The sequence below is a fragment of the Paenibacillus thailandensis genome, from assembly GCF_042685365.1.
GTDB classification, from domain to species: Bacteria; Bacillota; Bacilli; order Paenibacillales; family Paenibacillaceae; genus Paenibacillus_AP; species Paenibacillus_AP thailandensis.
The window spans coordinates 582,883-595,222 of the sequence record NZ_JBHUMY010000001.1 but is presented as its reverse complement, the minus strand read 5'-3'; the positions used below and the strand labels follow the sequence as shown (position 1 = coordinate 595,222).

Annotated in this window: 11 protein-coding genes and 1 riboswitch; of the genes, 8 read left to right on the top strand and 3 right to left on the bottom strand. The window is 54.9% G+C overall.

Annotation, left to right across the window (positions count from 1 at the left end):
* The first annotated feature begins 4 nt into the window (after nucleotides 1-4).
* Together cysW and ACFSW5_RS02655 are read left to right on the top strand one after the other, a co-directional pair.
* Nucleotides 5-871: a sulfate ABC transporter permease subunit CysW gene (gene cysW / locus ACFSW5_RS02660; RefSeq protein WP_379269468.1), complete on the top strand. Its 867-nt coding sequence runs from the start codon at nucleotides 5-7 to the stop codon at nucleotides 869-871.
* Nucleotides 872-1,028: 157 nt separating this feature from the next.
* Nucleotides 1,029-1,253, top strand: a complete 225-nt coding sequence (locus ACFSW5_RS02655; RefSeq protein ID WP_379269466.1) for a YezD family protein — start codon at nucleotides 1,029-1,031, stop codon at nucleotides 1,251-1,253.
* A gap of 113 nt (nucleotides 1,254-1,366) precedes the next feature.
* On the opposite strand, the gene ACFSW5_RS02650 is transcribed toward ACFSW5_RS02655, so the two are convergent.
* The gene (locus ACFSW5_RS02650) at nucleotides 1,367-1,519 is read right to left on the bottom strand and encodes a YqzM family protein (RefSeq protein ID WP_379269464.1); all 153 of its coding nucleotides are present in this window, start codon (nucleotides 1,517-1,519) and stop codon (nucleotides 1,367-1,369) included.
* 187 nt (nucleotides 1,520-1,706) lie between these two features.
* On the opposite strand from ACFSW5_RS02650, the gene uvrC reads away from it, so the two are divergent.
* The gene (uvrC, locus tag ACFSW5_RS02645) at nucleotides 1,707-3,566 is read left to right on the top strand and encodes an excinuclease ABC subunit UvrC (protein WP_379269462.1); all 1,860 of its coding nucleotides are present in this window, start codon (nucleotides 1,707-1,709) and stop codon (nucleotides 3,564-3,566) included.
* Between the two features lie 32 nt (nucleotides 3,567-3,598).
* Here uvrC and ACFSW5_RS02640 read toward each other — a convergent pair whose 3' ends face one another.
* Nucleotides 3,599-5,206 carry a CPBP family intramembrane glutamic endopeptidase gene (locus ACFSW5_RS02640; protein ID WP_379269459.1) on the bottom strand — a complete coding sequence of 536 codons (1,608 nt, stop codon included), beginning with the start codon at nucleotides 5,204-5,206 and terminating at the stop codon, nucleotides 3,599-3,601.
* Between the two features lie 243 nt (nucleotides 5,207-5,449).
* Nucleotides 5,450-5,658: riboswitch (cyclic di-AMP (ydaO/yuaA leader) on the top strand.
* 140 nt (nucleotides 5,659-5,798) lie between these two features.
* On the opposite strand from ACFSW5_RS02640, the gene ACFSW5_RS02635 reads away from it, so the two are divergent.
* Nucleotides 5,799-7,151, top strand: coding sequence for a TrkH family potassium uptake protein (locus tag ACFSW5_RS02635; RefSeq protein ID WP_379269456.1), 1,353 nt, complete (start codon nucleotides 5,799-5,801; stop codon nucleotides 7,149-7,151).
* 13 nt (nucleotides 7,152-7,164) lie between these two features.
* On the top strand, nucleotides 7,165-7,830 hold the full coding sequence (locus ACFSW5_RS02630; protein ID WP_379269454.1) for a potassium channel family protein: 666 nt from the start codon (nucleotides 7,165-7,167) through the stop codon (nucleotides 7,828-7,830).
* Nucleotides 7,831-7,940: 110 nt separating this feature from the next.
* Here ACFSW5_RS02630 and ACFSW5_RS02625 read toward each other — a convergent pair whose 3' ends face one another.
* Nucleotides 7,941-8,837 carry a LysR family transcriptional regulator gene (locus tag ACFSW5_RS02625; protein WP_379269452.1) on the bottom strand — a complete coding sequence of 299 codons (897 nt, stop codon included), beginning with the start codon at nucleotides 8,835-8,837 and terminating at the stop codon, nucleotides 7,941-7,943.
* A gap of 223 nt (nucleotides 8,838-9,060) precedes the next feature.
* On the opposite strand from ACFSW5_RS02625, the gene ACFSW5_RS02620 reads away from it, so the two are divergent.
* Genes ACFSW5_RS02620 through sdhB form a run of 3 tightly spaced genes read left to right on the top strand, consistent with a single transcriptional unit; the run spans nucleotide 9,061 to nucleotide 12,306 of the window.
* On the top strand, nucleotides 9,061-9,732 hold the full coding sequence (locus tag ACFSW5_RS02620; RefSeq protein ID WP_379269449.1) for a succinate dehydrogenase cytochrome b558 subunit: 672 nt from the start codon (nucleotides 9,061-9,063) through the stop codon (nucleotides 9,730-9,732).
* Between the two features lie 39 nt (nucleotides 9,733-9,771).
* A complete protein-coding gene (sdhA, locus tag ACFSW5_RS02615; RefSeq protein ID WP_379269447.1) occupies nucleotides 9,772-11,520 on the top strand; it encodes a succinate dehydrogenase flavoprotein subunit in 1,749 nt (582 codons plus the stop codon).
* A 21-nt stretch (nucleotides 11,521-11,541) separates the two neighbouring features.
* On the top strand, nucleotides 11,542-12,306 hold the full coding sequence (gene sdhB / locus ACFSW5_RS02610) for a succinate dehydrogenase iron-sulfur subunit (protein ID WP_379269445.1): 765 nt from the start codon (nucleotides 11,542-11,544) through the stop codon (nucleotides 12,304-12,306).
* Nucleotides 12,307-12,340 lie beyond the last annotated feature (34 nt).

The following is a 12,340-nucleotide window of genomic DNA, read 5'->3' as shown; positions in this document are numbered from 1 at the left end:
CAATATGGCAGGAGCTATCACCGCACATCTGTCTCGCGAAGCGTCCAAACGGCCGAAGCATATTACGGAAGCTTGGCCCGTGCAAGCCGTTTTGATCGGGATCGCCGTTTTGTTCCTCGGTCTGGTCGTGCTTCTCCCGCTCGTTTTCGTTTTTGTCGAAGCTTTCAAGAAAGGCTGGGACGTATACGCCGCGGCTCTCTCCGATCCGGACGCGTTGGCCGCGCTCCGGATGACGCTGACGACGGCGCTGATCGCCGTCCCGCTCAATACGGCATTCGGCATCGCGGCGGCTTGGGCGATCACGAAGTTCCGTTTCCGGGGCAAAAACGCGCTGATTACGCTGATCGATTTGCCGTTTTCGATATCGCCGGTTATTTCCGGTCTCGTATTTGTGCTTCTGTTCGGAGCGCAAGGCTATTTCGGACCGTGGCTGGACGACCGCGGCATTCAGATCGTCTTCGCCTTGCCGGGAATCGTGCTGGCTACCGTGTTCGTAACGGTTCCGTTTGTCGCAAGGGAGCTCATCCCGCTCATGCAGGCGCAAGGGGTGTCCGAGGAAGAGGCGGCGGCCAGCCTCGGCGCCCGGGGATGGCAAATCTTTTGGCGGGTGACGCTGCCGAATATCAAGTGGGGCCTCTTGTACGGCATCGTCCTATGCAACGCGAGAGCGATGGGCGAGTTCGGCGCCGTGTCCGTCGTCTCCGGCCATATTCGGGGAGAAACGAACACGCTCCCGCTGCATATTGAAATTTTGTACAATGAATACCAGTTTTCGGCGGCGTTTGCGGTATCCTCGTTATTAGTGATGCTGGCGGTGCTGACGCTTATCGCCAAAAGCGTTGTAGAGTGGCGTTCGAGCAAAAAAGCTTAACCGCCCTGCGGCATTGCCGGACGTAGGCTTCCGAGGCAAGCTTTGGTTGCGGAGTCATTGATAAAGATTGGGGCTCCGCAAAACAAGCGAAGCAGGCTTTTTGTTTCACGCTCTCAATCGGGCGTTAATTCACACAAACCTTTAGGAGGGATTAAGGATGGCGAAACCTTTGGTATTGGATGAAACGTGGTTAAACCGGATTGTCGAGCAAACGACGGGACTGCAATACGGCTCGGTCGTCATTACGGTGCATGACGGAAGGATCGTGCAGATCGACCGCACGGAGCGGACGCGTTACGATCAGCCGTCCAAACCGCAACACGTGGATACGCCGAAAAATAAACAAGCGAGCAAAGACGATTCGTTGCGGATCGTGCAGTAGAGCTTGCAGTAGAAGATTCAACAAGCGGCAGGCAAAAAAGCCGGAAGGTCGAAATCGACCTTCCGGCTTTGTTCAATTCGAAAAACATACAAAGAGACAGGAGCACCGGTCCCTTATGTAATGATAAACTTTACGATGACGGCTGCAAAGAAGATGACGGTCATAAACAGAAGCATCCCGCCGAAGCCGAATACGACGTCCTGCAGGTCGTTTCTGGGCTCTTCGTTTACATGCTCGCGCGGGTCTCTTGCATTCACGTTCTCCATTGGTTGTCGTCCTCCTTCAAGGATGGCAGGTTAGATTGTAACCCCGTATGGACTAGTATAATCTTCGTAAGCTTATAATAGTATACCCAATAAAGCCAACATCTGTAAAGCGTTACAAGCCATCCTGATTTTATCGGGCCAAATATGATAAAATGATAGCTATATCATGCAGGAATGGGGGGAGAGCATGGACGAGCATGGAAGCGGAAGCCCGGCCGTATCGCGGGCGGAAGCGAACGAGTTGATACGCAACAAGCTGGCGCTGCTCCCGGATAAGCCCGGCTGCTACTTGATGAAGAACGGGGAAGGGACCATTATTTACGTCGGCAAAGCCAAAGTGCTGAAAAACCGGGTCCGCTCCTACTTCAACGGCAGCCATAACGGCAAAACGCAGCGGCTGGTGTCGGAAATCCGCGATTTCGATTTTATCGTGACCGGAAGCAATATCGAGGCGCTAATACTCGAATGCAACCTGATCAAACAATATCATCCGCGTTACAACGTTCTGCTGAAGGACGACAAAACGTTCCCTTATATAAAAATAACGGCCGAAGCGCATCCCCGTCTGGAAGTGACGAGGAAGATCGTCAAGGATAAGGGCAAATATTTCGGGCCGTACCCGAACGCCTTCGCCGCGCAGCAGACGAAGAAGCTGCTTGACCGGCTGTATCCGCTGCGCAAATGCAAGACGCTGCCGGATAAAGTGTGCTTGTATTATCATATCGGCCAATGCATCGCGCCGTGCGAATACGAGGTGCAGCCCGGCACTTACGAGAAGATGGTGCAGGAAATTACGAAATTTCTGAACGGCGGGCACGACGCCGTCCGGGCCGAGCTCGAAAGCAAGATGGCTGCCGCGGCCGAGCAGCTCGAGTTCGAGCGGGCCAAGGAATACCGGGATCAGATCATCGCCATCGACGCCGTGATGGAGAAGCAGAAAATTACGTTGAACGACGCGCTCGACCGCGACGTATTCGGCTATGCGACGGACAAAGGGTGGATGTGCGTTCAAATTCTGTATATGCGCAAAGGCAAGCTGATCGAGCGGCATGCGACGACGTTTCCTTATTACGGCGAGGAATACGACGATTTCCTGACGTTCGTCACGCAATATTACAGCGACAATCCGGCTTTGCCGAAGCAAATTCTGCTGCCGCTTCCCGCTGCGGGAGCGGGCGAGGAGATGCAGGGTCTCGACGAAATCACAAGCATGCTGCAGGATTGGCTGCATGTGAAGGTGTTAATGCCGCAGCGCGGGGCCAAAAGCGAAGTCGTCTCGATGGCGATCGACAACGCGAAAATTATGCTGGAAGACAAATTCCGCCTGATCGAACGCGACGAGGAACGGAGCGTCAAGGCGTCCGAAGGGCTCGGCAAGCGGCTTGGACTGCCGGAGCTGCACCGGATCGAAGCGTTCGACAACTCGAACATTCAAGGAACGAATCCGGTATCGGCGATGGTCGTGTTCACGGACGGCAAGCCGGACCGGAAGGAATACCGGAAATATAAAGTGCGGACCGTGCAAGGGCCGGACGATTACGAGACGATGCGCGAGGTGATCCGGAGACGGTACGAGCGGGTGCTGAAGGAAAATTTGCCGCGGCCCGATCTGATCGTGGTGGACGGCGGCAAAGGGCAAATTTCCGCGGCCATCGATATTTTGGAGAACGAGCTGGGGCTTGATATACCGGTTTGCGGCCTAGTCAAGGACGAGAAGCATAAAACCGCGCAGCTGATGATCGGGGAGCCCCCGGAAATCGTGCCGCTGCCCCGGGACAGCCAGGAGTTTTATTTGCTCCAGCGCATTCAGGAGGAAGTGCACCGGTTTGCGATTACGTTCCACCGCGAGCAGCGCGCGAAATCGATGGTCGCCTCCCGGCTGGACTCCATTCCGGGCGTCGGGGAGAAGCGCCGGAAAGCGCTATTGAAGCACTTCGGCTCGCTCAAAAAAATAAAAGAAGCGTCCGTCGAGGACTTCAAGCCGCTTTCGATCGGCGAGAAGCTGGCACGGCAAATTTTGGACGCGTTAAACGAAGAAAAGGAATGAGCCTTGAGAGGTTCATTCCTTTTCTTTCGTTGTCAGCTTAGCCTTGGCAGGCTTCCGCCCGATGCGGCCCATCGGCGGTGACGCCAGCGGATAAGCCATGCGATCAGCGCCGGAAGCGCGATATAAAACAAGCCGGCGGCAATGTTGAGCGATCCGCCCATCAGCATGAGCGACGAGCTCATCAGGATGGAGTCGAAAATCGCGTGCGCGAAGACGGCCGTAATGAAGCCGTAACGCAAGAAGATGGCCGCAAATACAAAGCCGATCACGATTAATTCGAACAGCCTTGTCGTCGACGGGAATATCGGGTAGGACACGTGGCCGAACGCCCAGATGACCGTCGGAACAAGAATGGCGACAAACCGGTTTTTCACAAGACGCTCGACGAGCGCGATGCCGAACATTCGGTATACCGCTTCCTCGGAGATCGCCGCGCACCAAGCCATGACCGGCAGCAGCAGCGGAGAAACCATGTTGTACGCCGACTGCGAGACGTCCGTGGTCGACCAAGCTCCCGTCATAAGCTGAAGAGCGAGCAGCACGACCGACTGAATGCCCAGTATGATCACCGCAAACAAATAGCCGAGGCCTACGCTGCGCCATATGTATTCCCCGTAGCCTTTGTCCCCGAAGCGGGGCCAAAGCGGCTTCAGCTTGGCCCGCCACATGCCGTCCCCCGCCACGAGCGAGAAATAAACGGAAAGGCCAAGCAGTACGGACAAGATCGTGGAGATGACGAACATGACGGCGACATAAACGTCGGCATTCGCCGCTTCTCCGATCGACGCCCGGATCCCGCCGATCGTATTGTAATTGTTGTACAAATAAAAAACGAGAAAAATGGCCGATAGCAGCAATCCGCGGCGGAACGAAGTATGTCTGGCATACAAAATGGAATATACGATGGCCAATATAAACATTACGCCGCTCATCAAGAGGAAGCCGTAAGTCGACAATTGACCGGCGAGCTGCTGTTGTTCGTTGACGTACGTTTCGTAACCGGCCGGTACGACGAACCGGGGAATGTAAGCCGTGACGGCTTCTTCCGTCCCGTCCAAATATCCCGCAGCGATCGTAAGCGCAAGCTTGGCGTCGCCGATTGCATATCCTTTCGGATAATAGATGGTTTCGCCGTTATCGCCCGGGGTTCCTCCGGTAAGGGAGCCGTCCGCCAGTCCGCGCTCGGCCGCCAGCTTGGACGCTTCCTCGTCGTCCATCGGTTCGGCGGGAGCGGCGCCAAGGACATGCCAGGCGACGACGCGGCCCGTTTCCATGTGGGTATAGACGTACGCCGTGTAACCGCCGTTTAGTTCGATTTCCGTCTGGTACGTGTCGGTTGGGAACAATAAACCGTATTGCGATCCGTATTCCGTCAGCAGCTCCGATTTGGACAAATAGCCGTACAGCAGGCTGTCGGATTGATGGACGGTATGGGCCGCCGCGGCCGGAAGCTTGAACTGCTCGGCGGCGAAATCGAGCGCCAGCTTCTCGGCTTTGCTTTTCTCCAATACTTGCGCTGCCGGCGCTTCCGGCATCTCGGCAGCCATCGGGAGCAGCTGGATGACGATAAAGACGGCGGCGCACAGAACGGCGGCCAAGCCGAACCGCTTCCACTCTCCCGCTTGAATCGTGTGGATCATCGTTCACCTCCTGAAGGTTTCTTTTTTTCGAAAAAGTCCGGTTAGCATTACAATATCACAGATGGTTAACCTTCACAAAAAAGCAGCGCGGCCGTACAAAAAAGAGAAATAACGACTCGCGGCGAGCGCAATGCCAATTGCTAGCCGTTCCCGCCCTTATTTGGACAAATAACGCCGGATTATCGCTCATCTGCGTTTTGTGCTTGCCATGGAATAAAGCTATAATCAGTTACGTCATAACAATCATATCGATTGCCGAATTTCTGAAAAGAAAACGGGGGAACCAACCGTTCGTCCCGCTTTAGGCCGCTGCGCAGCGGCTTGGATGCAGGGGACGGGCAAGGGGTGAATTTCGACGAAGTCTCGCGCTGACGCCGCGGCTTTGCCGAATAGGGCTGCCTGTCCAGGCCCGAATCCGACAGCTAACCTCGTAGGCAGCATGGAACAGGACTCATTCGCGAACAGCATTGGATGTCCAGTGCTTTTTTTTGTGCCCGGAAATTCGTTTTTCGGTTTTGCGAAGGATGCGGGCTTATGTTCAAAATAGTCGTTCCGGCTTGCGGCATCCGTAATGAAAGAGAGGAATTGGAAAGTGACGAAATGGAATTGGAACGGCTTGCGCATAGGGCAATGGTCTCCGCCGCGCATTTTGGTCGCCGGCTTCGCCTGTATCATTTTGCTTGGCGCCGTTCTGCTGAGCCAGCCGTTCGCTTCGAGCAGCGGGGAGCGGCTGCCGTTTATCGACGCCTTGTTTACGGCCACTTCCGCCACCTGCGTGACCGGACTTGTCGTAGTGGACACGGGCACTTATTTTTCCGTCTGGGGACAAATCATCTTGCTTGTTCTCATTCAGGTAGGCGGCCTTGGCTTCATGACGATGGCAACGTTGTTTGCGCTCGTGCTGAAGAAACGGATATCGCTCAGGGAGCGGCTTCTGCTGCAGGAAGCGATGAACCAAAGCAGCATGGAAGGAATCGTGCGCCTTATCCGCAAGGTGCTGATCTATTCCGTCGCGGTCGAGCTTATCGGGGCGGTCTTGTTCGCTTTGCGGTTCGCGTTTGACATGCCGCCGGGCAAAGCGGCTTACTTCGGCATTTTCCATGCGATTTCACTTTTCAACAACGCCGGCTTCGATATATTCGGCGAATTTCGCAGCTTGACGCTGTACGTCGGCGATCCTGTCGTCAATATAACGGCCATGGGTCTTATCGTTCTCGGCGGCTTGGGCTTCGTAGTATTGTCCGACATTATCGGGTATCGGAAGCTTCGAAAGCTGTCGCTGCATAGCAAAGTCGTATTGACGACGACGGGAGTGTTGCTTGCGGTCGGAACGATCGTCATATTCATATTCGAGTATTCCAATGCGAAGACTTTGGGTTCGCTCGACTGGGGCGGCAAAATATGGGCGTCGATGTTCCAGTCCGTTACGCCCCGGACGGCGGGCGCCAACACGCTTGACTATACGGCGCTTCGGCAGGCGACGGTGTTTTTTACGATCATGCTTATGTTTATCGGCGCTTCGCCGGGTTCGACCGGCGGCGGGATCAAGACGACGACTTTTACGACGCTGATCGGCGCCGTTATCGCGATGATCCGCGGGCGGGAAGATATCGTATTTTTCCGGCACAGGCTTGCGAAAGACCGCATCTTCAAGGCGTTGACCATTACGATGCTGTCGCTGTCCCTCGTCATTCTTGTGACGATGGTGCTGGCGACGACGGAGGATCAGCAATTTATAAAAATTTTATTCGAGGTGACGTCCGCGTTCGGCACGGTAGGATTGTCGCTGGGCCTGACGCCGGAATTAACCGATATCGGCAAAATCATCATCGCGTTCACCATGTTTGCGGGGCGGCTCGGTCCGTTAACGCTGGCATATGCGCTTGGTCCAAAAACAGAAAAAGAGCTTTTCCGTTACCCGGAAGGCAAAATTACGATCGGATAGGGGAAATTATCACATGTTGAAAGCGAACGGCTATGTCATTATCGGACTTGGGCGTTTCGGCTCGAGCTTGGGGAAAGAGCTCATGAAGCTGGGCTACGAGGTGCTGGGCATCGACAAGGACGAGGAAGCGGTGCAGGAGATGAGCGACATTCTGACGCATGCCGTCGTGGCGGAATGTACGGACGAGGAAGTGCTGCGATCGCTTGGCGTCCGTAATTTCGATTGCGGCGTAGTGGCGATCGGGGACGACATTCAGGCCAGCATCCTGACGACGATACAGCTGAAGGATCTCGGGGTGAAGAAGGTGGTCGCCAAGGCGATCAGCGAGCTTCACGGCCGGGTGCTGGAGAAGCTGGGCGTAGACCGGGTCGTTTATCCGGAGCGGGACATGGGCATTCGGGTGGCGCATCAGCTTGTATCGCCGAACTTGCTGGATTATATCGAATTGTCGGCCGATTATTCGATCGCGGAGCTGACCGTGCCGAGGGGACTGGACGGCAAATCGTTGCAGGAAATCAATCCGAGGGCGAAATACGGCTGCAGCATCGTCGCGATCAACAAAACAAGCGGCGTCATTATAGCTCCGACGGCGGGCGAGGTGCTGCGCGAGAGGGACGTCCTCGTCGTGATCGGGACGAACGACCAGATCGACAAATTCGAGCATGCGGTAGCGAAGTAGCGTATAAATAACGCCTGCCAGCCGGCATGGATTGGCATACATTGGGTGAAACTAGGGACAGCCGCAAGGCTGTCCTTTTGTGTTTCTTCTATTATATATGAGATTCATTCTCAATATTGCGGCTTGCCTTGCGACAGCTGCTTGATCCAAGCTCGGATCGAAGGATGGAGACTGCTCGGATCGTTATAAATAATCGAGGTCGTCCGTTTCGTTTCCTCCAGCTCGCGGATCGGTACGATCTGCAGCTCGTTGTCGGCCAGCAGCTGCTCTCGCATATACGATTTGGGCAGCAGCGTTCCGGCGCGGCACGTATGCAGCAAGCGAAGGATCGCTTCGAACGAATCGATTTCCATCCGTACGTCCGGCTGCAGGTTGTGCTTCGAGAACAGCTCGTCGGTCAAAATCCGGTACCACGTTCCTTTCGAGAACAAAATCATCGGCAAGCCGTCCAGTACATGAATGTCGACCGGATCTTTGTCGCTCATGAGCATCATGCTTTTGGGAAGCACGAGAAGCAGATGGTCGTTGAACAGCGGGACGCAATGCAGCTGCGGATCCGCAATGCGCGAAGCGACAAGTCCGACGTCGGCTCTGCCTTCGCGGACGAGCGTCACGATTTCGTGCGTTTTGCCCGTCACGGCCTTGATGTCGAATTCCGGATGGCTTTGCGTCAGCGATTGGATGAAATCGGGCAGCGTCGTCTGGAGCGTCGTCAGGCTCGCTCCGATCGTGACGGATGTCCGGCCGGCCTTCACATATTCCGACAGCGTTTGCAAATATTTATGATGAAGCTGGCGCATTTCAATCGCGTAGTCGTAAGTCAACTGCCCGACCCGCGTCAGCTCCAGCCGTTTGCCGATGCGGCGGAACAGCTCTACGCCCAGCTCTTCTTCGAGCTTGGCGATTTTGCGGGACAAGGCGGGCTGGGACAAGTTGAGCAGGGCTGCAGCCTTGTTCATGCTGGACTGCTCGACAACGGCGGTAAATACGGCTAATTCGTCTAGCATCGCGATGGCTCCTTTGTGCGAATCCCTTATGCTTTATTGTTATAAGAAATTATAAATAATAAGCAATTCCATTATAAGCATAAAAGGAGTACCATGTGAAGTGTGGCTAAACTGTGTCAATATTTGTTGACGGGGGTACGGGCCGGGGTTAAAATGAGAAAAGTTTTATTTGGAAAAAATGAGAAACTAAAAGCTGCACAACATGAAAGGAGAAGGCGATTTTATGAAGGGAAATTCGTATTTGCCTCGGAAAATCCATTCGCTGCTCGGGGTGATTCCGCTTGGCCTGTTCATCATTGAACACGCTCTCACGAACTACATGGCATTCCAGGACGGACCGGAGGGGTTTAATAAAGGGGTTAGCTTTCTCAACAGTCTCCCGCTCGTGACGTTTCTGGAGATTTTCGGCATCTTCCTGCCGCTCTTGTTCCACGGCGTTTACGGCTTGTACATGGCGTACCAGTCCAACTGGAACAACAACCGCTTTCAATACAGCCGCAACTGGGCGTTTACGCTTCAGCGGATTACCGGGATCATTACGTTCATTTTCGTATTGTGGCATGTCTACGATACGCGGTTCCAGGTTGCGCTCGGCAACGTGACGCACGAAGAGCTCGGCATGCATATGCACGGCATTTTCTCTAATCCTGTCGCTATCGTGCTGTACACGATCGGCGTACTTGCGGCGACGTTCCACTTCGCCAACGGCCTGTGGGCATTCCTGATCAGCTGGGGCATTACGATCGGCCCGCGCGCGCAGCGCGTTTCGTCGTACGTTTGCATGGTCATCTTCGTCATCGTATCGCTGTTGTTTATTTTGTCGATCACTGCATTTACGGGCGAAGAATTCGCGGAAGCGGCGTCCGCAGCTAACTTGTTCATGAATATCGGTTAGTGAATATCGGTTAGTTTTGAAGAGAAGGAGCGAAAGCTAATGGCTAATAATAAAATCATTATCGTCGGCGGAGGCCTCGCCGGGCTGATGGCCACGATTAAAGCAGCAGAAGCAGGCGTTCATGTCGATTTATTCTCCCTCGTTCCGGTTAAGCGTTCCCACTCGGTCTGCGCGCAGGGCGGCATCAACGGCGCCGTCAATACAAAGGGCGAAGGCGATTCGCCTTGGGAGCATTTCGACGACACGGTATACGGCGGAGACTTTCTCGCGAACCAGCCGCCGGTCAAAGCGATGTGCGAAGCGGCTCCGGGCATTATTAACCTGATGGACCGGATGGGCGTCATGTTCAGCCGTACGCCGGAAGGTTTGCTCGATTTCCGCCGTTTCGGGGGCACGCAATATCACCGTACCGCGTTTGCCGGTGCCACGACCGGCCAACAGCTGCTGTACGCGCTAGACGAGCAGGTTCGCCGCTGGGAAACGGCCGGCCTCGTCAAGAAGTTCGAACATTGGGAGTTTCTGGGCGCTATCCTGGACGAAGAGGGCGTATGCCGCGGCATAACGGCTCAAAGCCTGCGTTCCATGGAAGTGCAAGCGTTCCGTTCCGATGCGGTTATTCTCGCCTCCGGCGGACCGGGCATTATTTTCGGCAAAACGACGAACTCCGTTATTAACACCGGTACGGCTGCGAGCGCGGTATACCAGCAAGGCGTACGCTACGCGAACGGCGAAATGATCCAGATTCACCCGACCGCCATCCCGGGCGACGACAAGAACCGGCTCATGTCGGAATCGGCGCGCGGCGAAGGCGGACGCATCTGGACGTACAAGGACGGTAAGCCTTGGTACTTCCTTGAGGAGAAATATCCGGCCTACGGAAACCTCGTGCCGCGGGATATCGCGACGCGCGAAATTTTCGACGTATGCGTCAACCAGAAGCTCGGCATCGACGGCGAGAACAAAGTTTATCTCGACCTGTCGCACAAAGATCCGAAGGAGCTGAACGTCAAGCTCGGCGGCATCCTCGAAATTTACGAGAAATTCGTGGGGGACGACCCTCGCAAGGTGCCGATGAAAATTTTCCCGGCCGTTCACTACTCGATGGGCGGCTTATGGGTCGATTACAACCAGATGACCAACATCCCGGGCCTGTTTGCGGCAGGGGAATGCGAATATCAATATCACGGCGCTAACCGTCTGGGCGCCAACTCGCTGCTGTCGGCCATTTTCGGCGGCATGGTGTCCGGCCCGAAAGCGGTCGAATATATTAAAGGTCTCAAAAAATCGGCCGAGGACGTTTCGTCCGCTGTCTTCGACCGCGCGGCGAAAGAGCAAACGGACAAGTACGAAAGCATTCTGAAGATGAACGGCACCGAAAACGCCTATGTCATTCATAAAGAGCTGGGCGAATGGATGACCAACAATATGACAGTCGTCCGCTACAACAAGAAGCTTGAAGAAACGATCAACAAAATCAAAGAGTTGAAAGAGCGTTACCGCAACATTAACGTAAACGACTCGAGCCAATGGAACAACTCGGGCGTCGCCTTCACCCGCCAGCTGTGGAATATGCTGGAGCTTGCCGAGACGATGACGCTCGGCGCGCTTCTCCGCAACGAAAGCCGCGGGGCGCATTACAAGCCGGAATTCCCGGAACGGAACGACGAAGAGTTCCTGAAGACGACAATCGCCGATTGGACGCCGGAAGGGCCGAAGATCAGCTACGAAGAAGTCGACGTATCGCTCATTAAGCCGCGCAAGCGCGATTACACTTCCAACAAACATTAATGGCAGGAAAGGAGAATCACGATGGCGACAACAGCAACCGCTCAACAAACGGTCAAATTTATCATAACCCGCCAAGATAGTCCCGATTCGGCGCCGTATAAAGAGGAGTTCGAAGTTCCGTACCGCCGCAACATGAACGTCATCAGCGCGCTCATGGAAATTCAGCGCAACCCGGTCAAAGCCGACGGCTCCCGGACGACGCCGGTCAACTGGGAATCGAATTGCCTTGAAGAAGTATGCGGCGCATGCTCCATGGTCATTAACGGCAAACCGCGCCAGGCGTGCAGCGCGCTGATCGATCAGCTGGAGCAGCCGATCCGCCTGGAGCCGATGCGCACGTTCCCGGTCGTCCGCGACCTGGTTATCAATCGCGAACGGATGTTTAACGCGTTGAAGCGCGTTAAGGCTTGGATTCCGATCGACGGCACATACGATCTGGGTCCGGGTCCGAGAATGGCCGAATCGAAGCGCCAATGGGCGTACGAATTGGCCAAATGCATGACTTGCGGCGTATGCCTCGAATCGTGCCCGAACGTCAACGACCGTTCGAGCTTTATCGGTCCGGCCGCTATATCGCAGGTGCGGTTGTTCAACGCCCATCCAACGGGCGAGATGAACAAGGAAGAGCGTCTGGAAGCGCTGATGGAGGACGGAGGCATCGAAGGCTGCGGCAACTCGCAGAACTGCGTGCGTTCCTGCCCGAAAGGCATTCCGCTTACGACTTCCATTGCGGCCATGAACCGCGATACGACCAAACATTTGTTCAAGCAGTGGTTTACGAAATAATTGCCTTTAAAAATAACGAAGCCCTTTGGCGGCA